A 17411-nucleotide genomic window follows, 5' to 3' on the forward strand; every position below is an offset into this window, starting at 1 on the left:
GCGGATGCTCGTGGATCTTGAAGCTCCGCTTCGAACCCTACGTCAACCCGGCGTCGACGGCAGGCCCGGAAGAGTGATGAGAATCCGGCAGCCGCGCTCGGATTCGGCCACACCGATCCGGCCGCCGTGCAGATCCACCGCCCAGCGCGCGATCGCGAGCCCCAGACCGGTGCCGCCGTCGCTGCCCGGACCGTGCGGCCGGGACACCGAACCCCGGTTGAACCGCTCGAACACCCGGCGCCACTCCGAACGCGGGATGCCGGGTCCCTCGTCGAGGACCTCCAGCTCGAGCGACTCGGGCAGCTCCCCGCGGCGCGCGCGGACCGTCACGCGGCCGTGCGGCGGGCTGTGCTTGACCGCGTTGTCGATGAGGTTGGCGACGACCTGGTGGATGCGCTCGGGGTCGGCGTGCGCGGTCAGCTCCGGCGGGAAGACGTCGAGCGCCAGGTGGACGTCGGTACGCGTGTGGCTGCCCGAGCCGGAGGCGATGCCCGCGCGGGCCGAGGCGACCATGTTGGCCTCCTTGAGCACGCCGGAGAGGTACGGCCAGACCTCGAAGCGCCGCTTGCGCAGCGGTATCACGCCGTTGTCCAGGCGGGAGAGGTCCAGCAGCGTCTCCACCAGCCGGCCGAGCCGCTCGGTCTGGCCGAGCGCGGTCCGCATGGTCTCCGGGTCGGCCTCGGTGACGCCGTCGACGATGTTCTCCAGCACCGCGCGCAGGCCCGCGATGGGGGTGCGCAGCTCGTGCGAGACGTTCGCGACCAGCTCCTTGCGCTGGAGGTCCTGCGCCTCCAGGTCGTCGGCCATGCGGTTGATGGTGACGGCCAGGTCGCCCAGCTCGTCGCGGCGGTTCTCGCGCACCCGGCGCGTGTAGTCGCCGTGCGAGATGGACCGGGCCACCGCGTTCATCTCGTCCAGCGGCGCGGTCAGCGAGTGCGCCACGAACTGGGTGATCAGCAGCGTGGCGATCATCGAGAAGACCGTGATGAAGCGCAGCTCCGTCTTGGTGTGCACCGCGATCACCGACAGACCGGTGGTGATCAGCACCGACGTGACGACCAGCGCGCCCAGCTTGGTCTTCACCGAGAACGGGCGTACGCCGCCCCAGGGCTCCCCGGCGATGCGGGGGCCGGGGCTCCTCCGTGCGGCCTCCCGCCCTCGGCTCATGGCGTCGGCGTCTCCAGCGCGTACCCCACGCCGTGCACGGTGCGGATGCGCTCGGCGCCGATCTTCCGGCGCAGCGCCTTGATGTGGCTGTCCACGGTCCGGGTGCCGGAGGCGTCCGCCCAGTCCCACACCTCGGCCAGCAGCTGCTCACGGGAGAGCACCGCGCGCGGGGTGTTCGCCAGGCAGACCAGCAGGTCGAACTCGGTGGGGGTGAGGTGGACGTCCTCGCTGCGCACACGCACCCGGCGCTGCGCGTGGTCGATCTCCAGCTCACCGAGGCGCAGGATGCCGCTGCGCGGCGTCGAGGCGGCCACGACGGCCCGCTCCACCCGGCGCAGCAGCACGTGCACGCGCGCGGCCAGCTCGCGCATCGAGAACGGCTTGGTCATGTAGTCGTCGGCGCCCACGCCGAGCCCGACCAGCATGTCCGTCTCGTCGTCGCGCGCGGTGAGCATCATCACCGGCACCGGCCGCTGGGCCTGCACGCGCCGGCAGACCTCCAGGCCGTCGAAGCCCGGCAGCATGATGTCGAGGATCAGCAGGTCCGGCTGCCATGCCTCGGCCGTGTCGACGGCGGACGGACCGTCGCCCGCCGTCTGCACCAGGAACCCCTCGGCGCGCAGGCGGGTCGCGATGGCGTCCACGATCGTCTGGTCGTCCTCGACCACCAGCACCCGGCGCTGTGCGCCCTGGGTGGCCGCGGCCGAGCCGTTGTGGGAGGTCTGTGTCTGCTCCATCGCCCGCCCCTGAGGTGTGCTTTCCGGAATCCGTGGGGTGATCCCATGACTGCGATTGACGCTTGAATGATCCGTGTCAGAGCAGCAGCGTACGGGGAGTTCCCACGGCATTGCTATCCAGGACCGACGCCGAGATGGACGACGTCCGGAACGCCCCGGGCAACGGGGATCTCTTCGGTACGCACCTGCTGGAAACCGGCATTACGCAAGGTTTCTTCGAATTCCGGAGAGGGCTGCGCAGACCATACGGCAAGTACCCCGCCGGGCCTCAACAGCCGTGCGCAGCCCGCCAGTCCGGACGGTCCGTACAGCCCGTCGTTGCCCTCGGTGACGGTCCAGCCGGGGCCGTTGTCGATGTCCAGGCAGAGCGCGTCGTACGTGTCGGAAGTCTCATTGACGTAGGTCACCAGGTCCGCTTCGACGATCTTCGTGCGCGGGTCGGCCAGCGCACCCGCCGACAGGGCGGAGAGCGGCCCGGCGCGGTGCCAGTCGATGACGGCGGGCTCTCGTTCGACGACCGCGATCCGGCCCCAGCGGGGGTCGGCGGCCGCGTGGGCGAGCGAGAAGCCGACGCCGAGCCCGCCGATGAGCAGGTGCGGCGCGGTCCGCCCGCCGGACCCGGCGAGCGCGTCGGCCGCCGCGTCGACCAGCCGCCGCTCGGAGCGCCCGTCGGAGGTGTCCATCAGGAAGCAGCCGTTCGCGATGATCTGGAGCAGTGTCCCGTGCCGGCGCAGGACGACCTCGCCGTACGGGCCCTCCCTGCGGTCCAGCACCTCGGGGGCCTCGCGGAAGTCGGGGGAAGTGATGGCCATCGGCCCATCCTGGCAGGAATGCCGCGCGGGCCGGGAGCGCTTTTCGTGCAGGGGCGGCGGCGCTCCGAGCAGTGATCGCTCAGAGCGAACACCCTCGGGGGAACAATCGGGGACTCCCTTTCATTGAGTCGATGTAACTCAACTTGACTGCCGAAGGGGAGATCATGGCTGCTGAGTCCGCCGCCTTCACACCGCTCACCCTGCCCGTGCTGCCGCTCGACGACGAAGTGGTCCTGCCCGGCATGGTCGTCCCCCTGGACCTGAGCGACGCCGAGGTACGGGCCGCGGTGGAGGCCGCCCAGGCCGCCGCCCGGTCCGAGCCCGGCAAGCCCAAGGTCCTGCTCGTCCCGCGCATCGACGGCACCCACGCCGCCACCGGCGTCCTCGGCACCGTCGAGCAGGTCGGCCGGCTGGCCGACGGCGACCCGGGCGCCCTGATCCGCGGCCGGGGCCGGGTGGCGATCGGCGCCGGCACCACCGGTCCCGGCGCCGCGCTCTGGGTCGAGGGCACCCGCGTCGACGAGACCGTGCCCGACCCCCTGCCCGGCCAGGTCGCCGAGCTGGTGAAGGAGTACAAGGCGCTCGCCACCGCCTGGCTGCGCAAGCGCGGCGCCTGGCAGGTCGTCGACCGCGTCCAGGCCATCGACGACGTCTCCGCGCTGGCCGACAACTCCGGATACTCGCCGTTCCTCACCACCGAGCAGAAGGTCGAGCTGCTGGAGACCGCCGACCCGGTGGCCCGCCTGAAGCTCGCCACCCAGCAGCTGCGCGACCACCTCGCCGAGCAGGACGTCGCCGAGAGCATCGCCAAGGACGTCCAGGAGGGCGTCGACAAGCAGCAGCGGGAGTTCCTGCTGCGCCGCCAGCTCGAAGCCGTGCGCAAGGAGCTGCGCGAGATCAACGGCGAGCAGGACGGTGAGGAGTCCGACGACTACCGCGCCCGCGTCGAGGCCGCCGACCTGCCCGGGAAGGTCCGCGAGGCCGCCCTCAAGGAGGTCGACAAGCTGGAGCGGTCCTCCGACCAGTCGCCCGAGGGCTCCTGGATCCGCACCTGGCTCGACACGGTGCTGGAGATGCCGTGGAGCGAGCGCACCGAGGACGCCTACGACATCCAGGGCGCCCAGGCCGTGCTCGACGCCGAGCACGCGGGCCTGGAGGACGTGAAGGAGCGCATCACCGAGTACCTCGCCGTGCGCAAGCGGCGCGGCGACCGGGGCCTCGGCGTGGTCGGTGGCCGGCGTGGCGGTGCCGTACTGGCCCTGGTGGGCCCGCCCGGCGTCGGCAAGACCTCGCTCGGCGAGTCCGTCGCCCACGCGATGGGCCGCAAGTTCGTCCGCGTCGCCCTCGGCGGCGTCCGCGACGAGGCCGAGATCCGCGGCCACCGGCGTACGTACGTCGGCGCGCTGCCCGGCCGGATCGTGCGGGCGATCAAGGAGGCGGGGTCCATGAACCCGGTCGTCCTGCTCGACGAGATCGACAAGGTCGGCTCCGACTTCCGCGGCGACCCCGCCGCGGCCCTGCTCGAAGTCCTCGACCCGGCCCAGAACCACACCTTCCGGGACCACTACCTGGAGGTCGAGCTGGACCTGTCCGACGTCGTCTTCCTCGCCACCGCCAACGTCCTGGAGGCCATCCCGGAGGCGCTGCTCGACCGCATGGAGCTGGTCCGCCTGGACGGCTACACCGAGGACGAGAAGGTCGTCATCGCCCGTGACCACCTGCTCCCGCGCCAGCTGGAGCGGGCCGGACTCGACGACGGGGAGGTCACGGTCGACGAGGGCGCGCTGCGCAAGCTCGCGGGCGAGTACACCCGTGAGGCGGGCGTACGCACCCTGGAGCGGTCGATCGCCCGGATGCTGCGCAAGGTGGCGGCCCAGCACGAACTGGGCGAGCGGGAGCTGCCCTTCACCGTCACCGACGCCGACCTGCGCGGCCTGATCGGCCGGCCGCACCACGTGCCCGAGTCCGCCCAGGACCCGGCGGAGCGGCGCACCTCGGTGCCGGGCGTGGCCACCGGCCTCGCGGTCACCGGCGCGGGCGGCGACGTCCTCTACGTCGAGGCGTCGCTGGCCGACCCGGAGACGGGCGCGGCGGGACTGACCCTGACCGGTCAGCTGGGCGACGTGATGAAGGAGTCGGCGCAGATCGCGCTGAGCTTCCTGCGCAGCCACGGAGCCGAGCTGGAACTGCCGGTGGGCGACCTGAAGGACCGGGGAGCGCACATCCACTTCCCGGCGGGCGCGGTCCCCAAGGACGGCCCGAGCGCCGGCGTCACCATGACCACGGCCCTCGCCTCGCTGCTCTCCGGACGGCTGGTCCGGACCGACGTGGCGATGACCGGCGAGGTCTCGCTGACCGGACGCGTCCTGCCGATCGGCGGGGTCAAGCAGAAGCTGCTCGCGGCGCACCGGGCGGGGGTCACCACGGTGATCATCCCCAAGCGCAACGAGCCCGACCTGGACGACATCCCGGCGGAGGTGCTGGACAAGCTCGACGTCCACGCCGTCAGCGACGTCCGCCAGGTGCTGGAACTGGCGCTCGCCCCCGCGACGAACGGGGCGGCGCGTACGACTCCGGTCGCGGCGTGACGGACGCTGCCGGATGAGACGGAGGCCCGGATCCCCTGAGGGGGTCCGGGCCTCCGCCGTGCGTGCCGGGGGGCCGCGCCCATGCCTCGGGAACCACCTCGCGGGCCAGGCGGACCAGGTCGGGGATGGCCGGGTGGGCCGGGGCGCCGCGCTTCCAGGCCAGCACCAGGGGGACCGGCGGCGCGTCCGTCAGGGGGCGGTAGGCGATCGCGGGGTGGAGATGCAGCCGCGGGGTGGCCGAGGTCGAGACGCCGACCGCCCGTCCCGCGGCGATCGCGGTCAGCCACTCGTCCGTGTTGGTGACCTCGATCGTCGCCGTGGGCCGCGCCTCCGGCGGCCACAGGTCGAGCGTGGTGGTCCCGGCCACCGTGTTCAGGGCGATCGGCCACGACCGGAGGTCCGCCAGCGTCAGGGACTCCCGTCCGGCCAGCTCGCTGTCCGCGGGGACCACCGCCACCCGCTCCTCCCGCTTCAGCAGCTCCGTGACCAGTCCCGGCGCGTCGAGCGCCCCGCGCAGCAGTGCCACGTCGACCTCGCCGCGGGTCAGCCCGGCGGTGCGGTCGTCGATCCGGCGCAGCTCCAGCGGTACGTCAGGGTGCTCCTCGTCCCAGCGGCGCAGCAGCGGGACGGTGTGGTCGCCGAGTGCCGCCCAGGGGTGGCCGAGGCGCAGCGGCAGCGCGCCCGGCGAGCGCGGGTCGAAGACCGCGTCCACGGCGGCCAGCGCGGCCGCCGCCCGGTCCCGGAAGCCGCGTCCGGCGGCCGTCAGCTCCAGGTGATGCGTGGAGCGGTCCACGAGGCGGGTGCCGAGGTGGGTCTCCAACTGGCGCAGCGTGCGGGAGAGCGCGGGCTGGCCGGTGTGCAGGAGCGCCGCGGCGCGCGTGATCGTGCCCTCCTCGGCGATCGCGAGGAAGGCCCGCAGATGGCGCAGCTCCATGGTCATGCCTCGTGAGCATAACCGTGGACGGACAGGCATTTCACGGGCCGCGCCCGGATTCCTAGCGTGGAGGCCATGGCAGAGACGACCCACGCGGCCCTCGCCGCGCAGCCCGCGGTCACACCCACTTCCCGCACCACCGTCGCCCCGCCCGGCGCGGGCAGCCTCACCGGCATCGCGATGGTGCTGGCCGGCACGGTCTCCGTACAGTTCGGCTCGGCCGTGGCGGCCCTGCTGTTTCCGCGGGCCGGTGCCTTCGGCGTGGTGGCGCTGCGGGTGACGCTCGCGGCGCTGCTGCTGACGGCCGTCTGCCGTCCCCGCCTGCGTGGCCACAGCCGCACCGACTGGGCCGTCGTGACCGCGTTCGGGGTGGCCCTGGGCGGCATGAACCTCCTCTTCTACCAGGCGATCGAACGGATCCCGCTCGGTCCGGCCGTCACCCTGGAGGTGCTCGGCCCGCTCGCCCTGAGCGTGTTCGGCGCCCGCCGCGCCCTGAGCCTGGTCTGGGCGGCGCTGGCCCTCGCCGGTGTCGCCCTCCTCGGGCACGAGGGCTTCGCCGAACTGAGCCCGGCGGGTGTCGCCCTGGCCCTCGGCGCGGGTGCGATGTGGGCGGCGTACATCGTCCTCAACGCGCGGGCCGGCGCCCGTTTCGCCCGGCTCGACGGGCTGGCCCTGGCGATGGCCGTGGCCGCGCTGCTGAGCCTCCCGCTGGGGATCGGGTCGGCGGGTACGGCGCTGCTCCAGCCGTCGGTGCTCGGCCTCGGGGCGGCCGTGGCCCTGCTCTCCTCCGGACTGCCCTACACCCTGGAACTCCTGGCCCTGCGGCGGCTTCCGGCACCCACGTTCGCGGTTCTGATGAGCCTGGCCCCGGCGATCGCGGCGCTGGCCGGCTTCCTCGTCCTGGACCAGGGCCTCTCCCTGCCGCAGTGCCTGGCCGTCGCGCTGGTGGTGGCGGCGAGCGTCGGCGCGGTGCGGACGGGCAGGCGCGGCGCGGGGGACGGCGACCGGGCCCGGTGACGTGGGCCGGCGCCGGCCGCCGCGGCCCGGGCGGCCGGCGCCGGCGCCGGGTCAGCCGTTGGCGAGCGCCTGCACGCGGTCGAGCGCGCCGTTGAACCTGTTGTGGTCGCCGACCGTCGGACCGGACGACGTGTACTGCCACATCGTGTAGTAGCCCCAGCCGGCCGGCAGCGTGCCCACCGACGCGGCGTACCGGGCGATCCACAGCGGGTTGTTCGCGGCGAAGCCGCCGTAGTTGCCGGTGCACTGGGTCCACCAGCTGGTGGCCGTGTAGATCACGGCGTCCCGGCCGGTGCGGGCCTTGTACGTGTTCAGGAAGTCGCGGATCCAGGAGACCATCTGGCTCTGCGTCTTGCCGTAGCAGGCGGCGCCGTACGGGTTCCACTCGATGTCGAGCGCCCCCGGCAGCGTCCTGCCGTCCCTGGACCAGCCGCCGCCGTGGTCGACGAAGTAGTTGGCCTGGGCGGCGCCGCTCGCGCTGTCCGGGGTGGCGAAGTGGTAGGCGCCGCGGATCATCCCGACGTTGTACGAGCCGTTGTACTGCTGGGCGAAGTACGGGTTGGTGTAGTACGTCCCCTCGGTGGCCTTGACGTAGGCCCACTTGACCCCGCTGTTCCACAGGGTCGACCAGGCGACGTTGCCCTGGTGGCTGGAGACGTCGACGCCCTCCGTCTGGGCGGCGTCGCCCGGGACCGGGATGCCGTGGCTCCCGTCGTGTTCGAGGACGCCCATGCCCATGTGGGCGGAGCCGCGCGGCGGGGTGTCGGCGGCCGACGCCGCCTGCGCGGGGAGGGCGGACACCAGGGAGAGGGCGGCGAGCAGGATCCCGGTGACGGCGAGACGCCGGCCGCGGGCCGATCCGGATCTGTGCACGAGCATGACGTGCCTCCGATGGCTCGGTGGGGCCCGGGGGGTGTCGTTCGGCTCTTGCCGGGGTCGCGGGGGCCGGTACGCGCATCTGCGGCGTCGTCGGTTGCCAGGGCTCCGCCCTGTCGCCCTCCTCCGCCTTGCAGCCGCACGCACCAGACCCCACTCGGGTCGGCTGCGAGGCACCGTTGCCCGGAGCCGGCCAGATCCGAACGACACCCCCCTGGTGGGGGATGCGTGAGTGGGGAGGAGAACCCGTGTGTGGCGTGGGCATGCCATTCGTGGGTCCGGTGACGACGCTACGCACGTAGAACGGGAGGTGGGAAGGGGGACCGGAAGCTGCCGTTGGTCTAAGCCTGCGAAATACTTGCCAAGCTGCGGTGATGACGGACCGTGGCGGAAACTTTCAGGACCGGGAAAAACCGGAAAGAACCGAGGCAGGGGCTGACGTGCACGAAAGCGGGAACGGCGACGGTCGCGCAGTCGAATCCGAGCTTGCCGGCAGTGGTGTGAACCAGCCGGAGTTCCTGGCGCTGGAGCGGGAGTTGACGGTCCTGCTGCGGCGCGCCCGGGCCAACCAGGGCGAGATGGCCCGGGAGGTCCACCCCGACCTGGAGTCGTCCGCGTACGGCCTTCTCGTGCGGCTCGGGGAGTGCGGCGGGCAGCGGGCCACCGACCTCGCCGCCTACATCGGCGTCGGCAAGGCCACCATGTCCCGGCAGCTGCGCGCCCTGGAGGATCTCGGCCTCGTCGCCCGCGAACCCGACCCCGCCGACGGCCGCGCCTGGCTCGTCACCCTGACCCGGGAGGGCCAGGACCGCGTCGGCCGGGTACGCGAGGCCCGCCGCGCCCGCTACGCCGGCCGGCTCGCCGACTGGGACCCGCGCGAGGTCTCGGAACTGGCCCGCCTGCTGCACGAACTGAACCGCGGGATGGAGAAGTAGCCCCGGCCCCCAGGCCTCACAACTCCGCGTACACCACCGTCGCGTCGTCGTGGGTCTTGCTGCGGCCGAGGTGCGCGCGGGTGCCCGCCGCGTCCGTCCGCTCCAGCTCCCGTACGCGGTCCACCAGGGCTCGCGCGCCCCGCTTGCGCAGCAGGGTGAGGCAGTCCGTCCAGTCGCCCTCCCGGAACTTCTCCACCCACCGCCCGGCCCCGTCCGTCAGCGCCGCCAGGGTCCGCACCTCGCCGCGCGGCAGCACCCCCGTCACCGCGCGCGCCGCCACCGCCGGATCGGCCGCGGCCGTGTAGAAACCGCCCTCCTTGTTGCGCAGGTCGGCGTCCACCATCGCGTCCGTGGCGAGCGCCGAGCGGGGGATCCGGGCCAGCCGGTCGTCCAGGACGGCCGAGACCGCGCCGTCGGGCGCCTCCACCAGCAGGGCGGAGTCGGAGAGGACCAGGTACTCGACCTCGGCGGGTGACCAGCGGGCGACGACCACGGTTGCCTGCGGGGTGCGCGGGTGAGAAAGGTCACAGGTTTCCGCGTGTGCCGCAGAGGTACGCGCGATGGCGCGGGACAGCGCGTCGACGAGGGGGACATCCGGCAGTGAAACGGTCAGTTCGGTCAGCGCGCCGCCGAGGTGGGCCGTGAACCAGGGCACGGAATGCAGACACCCCGTCCCGGTCCGCGGAGGTGTCACCCCGTCCAGCACGACGAGTGAGCCGCCCTGCCCCGAGGCCGGTAGTCCGACGCTCGCGAAGTCCTCGTTGGGGTGGTCGGCCAGTCCGGGTTCCGAGACGAGTTCGGTGCGCATCCGGCCAGTCTGCACGACCCCTTCACAGGGTCCGCAAAAGGCTGGCACCCTCCACGGATTCCCCCGGAACCCGCGCGCCGGTGCAGGTCAGGCGCCTGATTTGGGGTGGAATCACATGCCCGGACGACACGTGGCGGCACATAGTGCCACCGCCCGTCGCAGACGTCCAACCGGCTCGCCGCACACCCGAGTCGCACGCGCCGGGGGAACTTGCCCACCAACTCCCGTCCGGGGTTCACTCCTTCGGGTGGCGGGTCGGATGATGCGTGCTCACCACCCACCGGCACTGGGAGGGTCGGGAAACTGTGGGGGGCCTGCCCCGCTCACGCGGTCTCCCCGCCCGACGCGCTGCCGGCGGCCGGGGCACGGCCCGGAGCTCGGCGGAGGATGCCTGCGCCGACCGGCCAGTTGACGGAGCGCCACCCGGGCCCACGGGTACACGAGTGAGGAATGCGAGCACCGGTGCAGAAGACGCGGCCTCGTCGCACAGACAAGCAGACGGCCCCCGCGGGGAGCGCTGAGCGCACCCCCGGCACCTCTACCCCGGCACCGCCGGAGACCCCCGTCGGCAAGGGTCGTCCCACCCACGTACGCAACCGCCTGATCGTCGCCGTGGCGGTCGTGGCCGCAGCCGTCGCCGCGGCCGGCGCCCCCTCGGTCGTGACCGCCTCCGGGCAACTGCACGACTCCCAGGAACTGGTGACGCTCGCCGAACGCACCCAGGGCGCGCTCAGCCTCGCCCACTCCCTCGCCGACGAGCGCGACGAGGTCACCCCCTACATCGCGGCCGGCCGGCCCGAGGACAAGGCGCCCTCCGAGCAGCGCAGCGCCCGCGTGGACCGGCAGGTCGAGGAGTTGCGCGCCGACACCGACACGCCCTCCGCCCTGCGCGAGGACCTGGACGCCATCGCCGCCCTGCGCCGGGCCGCCCTCACCGGCAAGAGCACCGCCCTCGAATCCCACCAGGCGTACTCCGAGGCCATCACCGAACTCCACGCCCTGGCCGAGGAGATGCCGCCCCGCGCGGGCGCCGGCGCCTACGCGCTGGCCGAACTGGACACCGCCGTCCAGCAGGCCGCCGCCACCCGTGGCCTCCTGCTCGCCGCGCTCTCCGTGCCCAGCAGCACCCGGACCGTCATCGACCCGATCACCGGCCTGCCCACCGAGACGACCAGCTCCTCGGACGCGGACGCCAAGCAGCGCGACGCGCTCGCCGCCGCCGCCCAGCAGGCCCGGGTGCGCTCCGACGCGGCGCTCGCCGACTTCCGCGAGGGCGCCCCCAAGGAGGCGCGGAGCAGCTTCGACGCCACCGTCGCCGGGCCCGAGGTCAACTCCGCCGAGAAGTACCTCGCCGGGCTCACCGACGAACCGACGCTCTCCGACGACGACCTCGGCACCAGCACCAAGCGGCTCGACGCCGCCCTCTCCGCCCGCGTCGACGCGATGCGCGGCGCCGAGTCCGCCCTCTACGAGAAGCGCACCACGGCGCTGGAGCAGCTGCGCGACGACGACGTCACCGCGCTGGAGATCCGGGTCGCCGCCCTCGGCGCCCTGATCCTGCTCGCCCTCGGCATCGCCACCGCCATGGCCCGCACCCTCACCCGCCCGCTGTCGGTGCTGCGCCGGGGTTCGGCACGGCTGGCCGGCGCGGAGGACATGGCGGCCGAGGAACCGGTCGCCTTCACCGGCCGCAACGACGAGTTCGCCCAGGTCGTCCGCTCCGTCAACGCCCTGCACGCGCACGCCGCGACGCTCGCCGAGCGGGTCAACACGCTGGAGTCCGACCGCAAGCACCTCGTCGGCCAGCGCCAGAAGATGGCCGACGCCCGCGAGGAACTGCGCGCCGAACTCGCCGAGTCGGCCGCCCGCCTCGACGTGGTGCGCAAGAGCATCGGCTCCACCTTCGTCAACCTCGCGCTGCGCACCCTCGGCCTGGTCGAGCGGCAACTCGCCGTCATCGAGAGCCTGGAGGAGCGCGAACAGGACCCGGACCGGCTGTCCACCCTGTTCAAGCTCGACCACTTCGCCACCGTCATGCGCCGGCACAGCGAGAACCTCCTCGTCCTGGCCGGCACCGAACACGTCCAGCACAGCGCCTCACCGGTGCCGCTGGTCGACGTGGTCCGGGCCGCGGTGAGCGAGATCGAGCGGTACGAGCGGGTCCGTATCGCCGCGCTGCCGCCGCACGCGCACGTCGCCGGGTTCGCCGCCGACGACCTCTCGCACCTGCTCGCCGAACTGATGGAGAACGCCACCTCGTTCTCGCCTCCCGACCTGCCCGTCGAGGTCTCCGGCTGGCTGCTGGAGAACGGCGAGGTGATGCTCTCCGTCCAGGACGAGGGCATCGGCATGGCCACCGACCGGCTCCAGCGGCTCAACGCCCGCCTCACCGACTTCGACCCGCAGGCGCCGTACGACCAGGAGGGCGAGGACGGTCTCGGGCTCGGCCTCTACGTGGTCGCCCGGCTCGCCCACCGGCACGGGGCGCGCGTGCGGCTGCGGGAGCAGAAGCAGGGCGGGGTCGCGGCCGTCCTCGTCCTGCCCGCTCCGCTGCTCGCACCGGCCCCGCCGGCGGCACTGGCCCCGACCGTGCCGGTGTCCGACGGCACGGGGTCCTTCTCCCTGCCCGGCGCCACTGCGGAGGCCAACTCCAACGTCCTGCACGGGCGCGCGACGAAGGGTGCGCACCGGAGCGCGGACCCGCTGGTGGCTTCGGCGGAGGAGGCCGTACGGCGCGCGGAGGGGGACGTTACCGCCGCACCGGCCACCGCGGACGCACCGGAGCCGGAACCGGAGCCGGAGGGCGCACCGGCCGCCGAGAGCGACGCAGGGGACACCGACGCGCCCGGCTCCCGGGACGAGACCGCCGCCCTGGGCCGGGACCTCCCCGACGACACCACGATGGCGCTCCTGCTCCCGGCCCAGGCCGGACCACCGGACCTGGAGCCCGCCGCGGACCCGGAGCCCGCTCCCGGACCGGAGCCCGCACGCGACCCGTACGCCGTCGGCCCCGACGCCCACGACCGCGCGCCGGACGAGGCCGAACCCGTCACCGACAAGGGCCTGCCCAAGCGGACCCCGAAACTCAGCACACCCGCGACGGCACCGCGGCCGCGCACCTCGGGCTCCGTCGACGCCGAGGCACTCCGCCGCCGCCTGGGAGGATTCCGCCAGGGGGCGGAAGCCGGACGACGCGACGTCGAGGCGGAGATCGCCGCGGCGGACACAACCGAAGAAGCCACGGGGGGCACCGTCGAGGAGGCAAGCAGTTGACCGCGCCCAGTACCTTCGGTCTGAGCAGTGAGGCCCGCAATCTCCACTGGCTGCTGACCAACCTCGTGGAGGAGGTGCCCGGCATCCAATCGGTCGCGGTGGTCTCCTCCGACGGCCTCCTGCTCCTCTCCTCCGACCCCGGTCGGAACGAGGAGGCCCGGCAGGTCCGCGAAGCGCCCCGCACCGGTCCCCGCGGCTCGGCGGCCGACCTCGCCACCGTCGTCTCCGGCGTGGGCAGCCTGACGATCGGCGCCGCCCGGCTGATGGACTTCGGCACGGTGAAGCACACGATGGTCGCGATGGACGAGGGCAGCCTGTTCGTGATGTCGATCAGCGACGGCTCGCTGCTCGGCGTGCACGGCTCCGCGGACTGCGACATGAGTGTCGTCGCGTACCACATGGCGCTCTTCGTCGGCCGCGCCGGCCATGTCCTGACGCCCGAACTCCGCAGCGAGCTGCGGAAGTCCCTGGAGTCCGAGTCGACGGGGAGCGCCCGATGAGCAGCAGTCCCGGGAACAGCCGGGGGAACCTCCCCGTACGCGGCGCAGACCGCAAACCCGCCCGCGTACGCCCCTACTCGCTCACCGGCGGACGGACCCGCTTCGGCCACGTCCTGCTGGTCGAGACGTTCGTCGGCGCCACGGCCGGCACCGCCGCGCTCGAAGCCGCCGAGGAGCGCAAGGAACTGACGAACGGCGGCCTGACCTCCCGCGTGATGCCGGAGATGCGGGCCATCGTCGAACTGTGCCGCCGTATGCGTACGGTGGCCGAGATCGCCGCGCTGCTGAAGATGCCGCTCGGCGTGGTCCGCGTGCTCCTCAGCGACCTGGCGGACCAGGGAAAGATCCGTGTGTACGGCACCGGGACCGGCCACGGCACGGGCCGCCCGGACCGCGCTCTGCTCGAAAGGGTGCTCAGTGGACTCCGTCGTCTCTGACGCCGCCGCCTCCGGCGTCTCCCCGCTCGTCGACCCCGACGAGCCCGCACAGCCCTGGCAGACGGACCCGACCCGCGCGCCCATAGCCACGAAGATCGTGGTGGCGGGCGGTTTCGGCGTCGGCAAGACCACGCTGGTCACCGCCGTCTCGGAGATCACGCCCCTGCAGACCGAGGCGCTGATGACCGAGGCGAGCGAGGAGACCGACGACCTCACCGCCACCCCGGGCAAGCTCACCACCACCGTGGCCATGGACTTCGGCCGCATCACGCTCGACGACGACCTGGTGCTCTACCTGTTCGGCACGCCGGGCCAGCAGCGGTTCTGGTTCATGTGGGACGACCTGGTGCGCGGCGCGATCGGCGCCGTCGTGCTGGCCGACACCCGGCGCCTGAAGGACTGCTTCCCGGCGCTGGACTACTTCGAGAGCTGCGGACTGCCGTACGTCGTCGCCGTGAACCACTTCGACGGCAGCGAGCTGTTCGGGGCGGAGGACGTGCGGGAGGCGCTGACGATCCCCGCGCACATACCTGTAATGATCATGGATGCGCGCCGTCGGATCTCGGCCATCGAGACCCTCTTGTCCCTCGTGGGCCACGCGCTCGACGAAACCCCCGAGTAGTCCCCGAGCAGTCCCCTTAGGAGCGTCCCCCGCATGCGGAAGATACTCGTCGTCGGAGCCGGCCAGTCCGGTCTCCAGCTCGCCCTCGGCCTCCAGTCGCACGGCTACGAGGTCACCCTGATGTCCAACCGGACCGCGGACGAGATCCGCACCGGCCGGGTCATGTCGACGCAGTGCATGTTCCACACGGCACTCCAGCACGAGCGCGACCTCCAGCTGAACTTCTGGGAGTCCCAGGCCCCGAAGATCGAGGGACTCGGCGTCTCGGTCGCCGCTCCCGGCTCGCACGACCCGGGCCCGACCCAGCGCGCGATCGACTGGCTGGGCCGGCTCGACGGCTTCGCGCAGTCCGTCGACCAGCGGGTGAAGATGGCCGGCTGGATGGAGACCTTCGCCCAGCGCGGCGGCCAGCTGGTCATCCACGGCGCGGCCGTCGGCGACCTGGACTACTTCTCCCGCGCCTACGACCTGGTGCTGGTCTCCGCGGGCAAGGGCGAGCTGGTCCAGATGTTCGGCCGCGACGCCTCCCGCTCCCCGTACGCCGAGCCGCAGCGCGCCCTCGCGGTGGCCTACGTGCACGGGCTGGGCCCGCGCCCGGAGCACCCGGAGACCGAGGCCGTCCGCTGCAACCTGGTCCCCGGCGTCGGCGAGCTGTTCATCATGCCGACGTTCACCACCTCCGGCCGCGCGGACATCCTGTTCTGGGAGGGCATACCCGGCGGCCCGCTGGACGCCTTCAAGGACGTCAAGGACCCGGCCGAGCACCTCTCCCTGACCCTGGAGCTCATGGAGAAGTTCGTGCCCTGGGAGTACGCCCGGGCCACCAAGGTCGAGCTGACCGACGCCGGCGGCACGCTGGCCGGCCGCTACGCCCCCACCGTCCGCAACCCGATCGGCCGGCTCCCCGGCGGCGGTCTGGTCCTCGGCGTGGCCGACGTGGTCGTCGCCAACGACCCGATCACCGGTCAGGGCTCCAACTCCGCCTCCAAGTGCGCGGCCGCCTACCTCGCCTCGATCCTGGAACAGGGCGACGGGGAGTTCGACGAGGCGTGGATGCGGCAGACCTTCGACCGCTACTGGCAGACCGCCCAGCACGTCACCAAGTGGACGAACGCCATGCTCGCGCCGCCGCCGGAGCACATCCTGAACCTCATCGGCGCCGCCGGTCAGCTCCAGCCCGCCGCCGACCGCTTCGCCAACGGCTTCAACGACCCGTCCGACTTCGAGAACTTCTTCTACGAGCCGGCGAAGACCGAGGCCTACCTCGCCGAGATCTCCGGAGCGTAGGCCTCCGGCGGACGGACGTGGACTCTCGCCGCGTTCGGCCCACGCGCCCCTGCCGGACGGCTACGGGCGGCGGTGGGGCTCCTCTCGGGCTCGGTGGGGACGCCGACCCCGGGGGATGCCCTTGAGGCCGTCGGCGGACGACCGGCGGGCGCCCGGCTCGTTTCACCCGCGTGCGTGTACACGCGGCGGCCCCGCCGTGGCGTACCCCTCGTCCGATCCGTCCGTCGCCCCCTCGGGGAGTCCCGGTGGGGTGTAGCGCGCCAAGGGCTCACCCGCGGGGTCGGGGCGCACCGCGCCCAGGACCGGGTTGGCGGCGATCGGGGAGACCTTGACCTCGGCGCCGGGGCGGGGGGCCTGGACGACCATGCCGTCACCGAGGTACATCGCGACGTGGGTGGCCTCGGGGAAGTACACGACGAGGTCACCCGGCCGCAGTTCGCCGAGCGGCACACGGTCCAGCCGGGCCCACTGCTCCTGGCTGGTCCGGGGGATCGCCGTCCCGGCCCGGCCCCAGGCCACCGAGGTGAGCCCCGAGCAGTCGTACGACGCCGGGCCCTCCGCGCCCCATTCGTACGGCTTGCCGAGCTGCTCCACCGCGAAGCGCACCGCCCGGTCGCCCGCCCCCGACGGCTTGGCGTCGTCGCCGAGCGCGCCGGACGCCATGAACCGCTCCTGCGCGTCGGCGATCCCGCTCCGCTCGAACTCCGCCAGCGCGGCCAGCTCCGCGGGGCTGAGCGAGGCCAGCAGCTCCTCGACGGCGTGCAGCCGGTCGCGTACGGCGTCCCGCTCGCCGACCTGGCGTACGGCGAGGGAGCGTTGCGCGTCCAGGGCCTCGCGCGCCCGCCGGGCCAGCTCGTCGGCCTTCTTCGTGTCGCCGGTCAGGCGGCCCACCGTCTCGGCGCGTTCCCGGGCCAGCTGCCCGATCACATGGCCCTGGTCGAGGGCGTGCTGCGGATCGCGGGCCAGCAGCAGCCGCAGATAGGGGGAGAGGTCGCTGCTGTTCTGGTACTGCTGCCGGGCCAGCCGCCCGGCCGCGCCCCGGCTGTCGCTCAGCGAGTGCCGGGTCCGGGCCAGTTCGGCGTCCAGCCGCCGTACCTCGGCCCGCTGCCGGGTCAGCCGCACCTCGGTGCCGTTGTAGGTCTCGGTGGCCTTCTCCGCCTCCCGGTACAGCTCCTGAAGGTCCGTCAGCAGTTCCGACAGGGGGCGGCCCGCGCCGGCCCCGCCGGGTTCGGGCGCGGCCGCGGCGGGTCCGGGCGCCAGGGCGATCCCGGCCGCCATCGCCGCCGTACACACCAGACGCAGAAGCCTTCCTGACACGTCATCACCTCCGCTGCGGGGCGGCGGGTCCGCTCCGCACCGCGAGCCTGTGACGTGCCCGTGGGTTCCGCGCGCCGAGTGTGGGCGGTTCGGCGCAACGG

14 protein-coding genes and 1 pseudogene are annotated in these 17411 nt (G+C 73.2%); 8 read left to right on the top strand and 7 right to left on the bottom strand.

The window, feature by feature from the left end; translation table 11 throughout:
- Nucleotides 1-42 precede the first annotated feature (42 nt).
- The 3 genes from OIE75_RS25320 to OIE75_RS25330 form a co-directional block, all read right to left on the bottom strand.
- The gene (locus tag OIE75_RS25320; protein ID WP_064729794.1) at nucleotides 43-1167 is read right to left on the bottom strand and encodes a sensor histidine kinase; all 1125 of its coding nucleotides are present in this window, start codon (nucleotides 1165-1167) and stop codon (nucleotides 43-45) included.
- The gene (locus OIE75_RS25325) at nucleotides 1164-1904 is read right to left on the bottom strand and encodes a response regulator transcription factor (protein ID WP_064729795.1); all 741 of its coding nucleotides are present in this window, start codon (nucleotides 1902-1904) and stop codon (nucleotides 1164-1166) included. Before OIE75_RS25325 ends, OIE75_RS25320 begins: the two co-directional genes overlap by 4 nt.
- Before the next feature lie 113 nt (nucleotides 1905-2017).
- On the bottom strand, nucleotides 2018-2716 hold the full coding sequence (locus tag OIE75_RS25330) for a spermidine synthase (protein WP_307015088.1): 699 nt from the start codon (nucleotides 2714-2716) through the stop codon (nucleotides 2018-2020).
- A gap of 164 nt (nucleotides 2717-2880) precedes the next feature.
- On the opposite strand from OIE75_RS25330, the gene lon reads away from it, so the two are divergent.
- Complete coding sequence (lon, locus tag OIE75_RS25335; protein WP_329472216.1) at nucleotides 2881-5304, top strand: endopeptidase La; 2424 nt, start codon at nucleotides 2881-2883, stop codon at nucleotides 5302-5304.
- A gap of 91 nt (nucleotides 5305-5395) precedes the next feature.
- Here the strand turns inward: lon and OIE75_RS25340 are convergent.
- Nucleotides 5396-6244, bottom strand: a pseudogene (locus OIE75_RS25340) (LysR family transcriptional regulator); the annotation flags it as partial.
- Nucleotides 6245-6313: 69 nt separating this feature from the next.
- Here OIE75_RS25340 and OIE75_RS25345 point away from each other — a divergent pair.
- On the top strand, nucleotides 6314-7255 hold the full coding sequence (locus OIE75_RS25345; protein WP_307015090.1) for an EamA family transporter: 942 nt from the start codon (nucleotides 6314-6316) through the stop codon (nucleotides 7253-7255).
- Nucleotides 7256-7306: 51 nt separating this feature from the next.
- Here OIE75_RS25345 and OIE75_RS25350 read toward each other — a convergent pair whose 3' ends face one another.
- The gene (locus OIE75_RS25350) at nucleotides 7307-8134 is read right to left on the bottom strand and encodes a lysozyme (RefSeq protein WP_307015091.1); all 828 of its coding nucleotides are present in this window, start codon (nucleotides 8132-8134) and stop codon (nucleotides 7307-7309) included.
- Nucleotides 8135-8571: 437 nt separating this feature from the next.
- Here OIE75_RS25350 and OIE75_RS25355 point away from each other — a divergent pair, with 437 nt between their 5' ends.
- Nucleotides 8572-9066, top strand: a complete 495-nt coding sequence (locus OIE75_RS25355) for a MarR family winged helix-turn-helix transcriptional regulator (RefSeq protein WP_307015092.1) — start codon at nucleotides 8572-8574, stop codon at nucleotides 9064-9066.
- 16 nt (nucleotides 9067-9082) lie between these two features.
- Here OIE75_RS25355 and OIE75_RS25360 read toward each other — a convergent pair whose 3' ends face one another.
- Nucleotides 9083-9874 (bottom strand): protein phosphatase 2C domain-containing protein, encoded by a 792-nt coding sequence (locus OIE75_RS25360; RefSeq protein ID WP_329472217.1) that lies wholly within the window; start codon nucleotides 9872-9874, stop codon nucleotides 9083-9085.
- Between the two features lie 450 nt (nucleotides 9875-10324).
- On the opposite strand from OIE75_RS25360, the gene OIE75_RS25365 reads away from it, so the two are divergent.
- Genes OIE75_RS25365 through OIE75_RS25385 form a run of 5 tightly spaced genes read left to right on the top strand, consistent with a single transcriptional unit; the run spans nucleotide 10325 to nucleotide 15993 of the window.
- Complete coding sequence (locus OIE75_RS25365) at nucleotides 10325-13147, top strand: sensor histidine kinase (RefSeq protein ID WP_329472218.1); 2823 nt, start codon at nucleotides 10325-10327, stop codon at nucleotides 13145-13147.
- The gene (locus tag OIE75_RS25370) at nucleotides 13144-13647 is read left to right on the top strand and encodes a roadblock/LC7 domain-containing protein (protein ID WP_163015789.1); all 504 of its coding nucleotides are present in this window, start codon (nucleotides 13144-13146) and stop codon (nucleotides 13645-13647) included. Before OIE75_RS25365 ends, OIE75_RS25370 begins: the two co-directional genes overlap by 4 nt.
- Nucleotides 13644-14084, top strand: coding sequence for a DUF742 domain-containing protein (locus OIE75_RS25375; RefSeq protein WP_122616198.1), 441 nt, complete (start codon nucleotides 13644-13646; stop codon nucleotides 14082-14084). Before OIE75_RS25370 ends, OIE75_RS25375 begins: the two co-directional genes overlap by 4 nt.
- Complete coding sequence (locus OIE75_RS25380; protein WP_122616199.1) at nucleotides 14065-14706, top strand: GTP-binding protein; 642 nt, start codon at nucleotides 14065-14067, stop codon at nucleotides 14704-14706. The genes OIE75_RS25375 and OIE75_RS25380 overlap by 20 nt, the downstream gene beginning before the upstream one ends.
- A gap of 33 nt (nucleotides 14707-14739) precedes the next feature.
- Nucleotides 14740-15993, top strand: coding sequence for a styrene monooxygenase/indole monooxygenase family protein (locus OIE75_RS25385; RefSeq protein ID WP_307015095.1), 1254 nt, complete (start codon nucleotides 14740-14742; stop codon nucleotides 15991-15993).
- A 162-nt stretch (nucleotides 15994-16155) separates the two neighbouring features.
- Here the strand turns inward: OIE75_RS25385 and OIE75_RS25390 are convergent, their stop codons facing one another.
- Complete coding sequence (locus OIE75_RS25390) at nucleotides 16156-17310, bottom strand: C40 family peptidase (protein WP_329472219.1); 1155 nt, start codon at nucleotides 17308-17310, stop codon at nucleotides 16156-16158.
- Nucleotides 17311-17411 lie beyond the last annotated feature (101 nt).

The organism is Streptomyces sp. NBC_01723, assembly GCF_036246005.1.
Taxonomy (GTDB): domain Bacteria; phylum Actinomycetota; class Actinomycetes; order Streptomycetales; family Streptomycetaceae; genus Streptomyces.

Coding starts and splice junctions, on each gene's coding strand:
- OIE75_RS25320 (WP_064729794.1), bottom strand. CDS start 1,167: ATGAGCCGAGGGCGGGAGGCCGCACGGAGGAGCCCCGGCCCCCGCATC.
- OIE75_RS25325 (WP_064729795.1), bottom strand. CDS start 1,904: ATGGAGCAGACACAGACCTCCCACAACGGCTCGGCCGCGGCCACCCAG.
- OIE75_RS25330 (WP_307015088.1), bottom strand. CDS start 2,716: ATGGCCATCACTTCCCCCGACTTCCGCGAGGCCCCCGAGGTGCTGGAC.
- lon (WP_329472216.1), top strand. CDS start 2,881: ATGGCTGCTGAGTCCGCCGCCTTCACACCGCTCACCCTGCCCGTGCTG.
- OIE75_RS25345 (WP_307015090.1), top strand. CDS start 6,314: ATGGCAGAGACGACCCACGCGGCCCTCGCCGCGCAGCCCGCGGTCACA.
- OIE75_RS25350 (WP_307015091.1), bottom strand. CDS start 8,134: ATGCTCGTGCACAGATCCGGATCGGCCCGCGGCCGGCGTCTCGCCGTC.
- OIE75_RS25360 (WP_329472217.1), bottom strand. CDS start 9,874: ATGCGCACCGAACTCGTCTCGGAACCCGGACTGGCCGACCACCCCAAC.
- OIE75_RS25365 (WP_329472218.1), top strand. CDS start 10,325: ATGCGAGCACCGGTGCAGAAGACGCGGCCTCGTCGCACAGACAAGCAG.
- OIE75_RS25375 (WP_122616198.1), top strand. CDS start 13,644: ATGAGCAGCAGTCCCGGGAACAGCCGGGGGAACCTCCCCGTACGCGGC.
- OIE75_RS25385 (WP_307015095.1), top strand. CDS start 14,740: ATGCGGAAGATACTCGTCGTCGGAGCCGGCCAGTCCGGTCTCCAGCTC.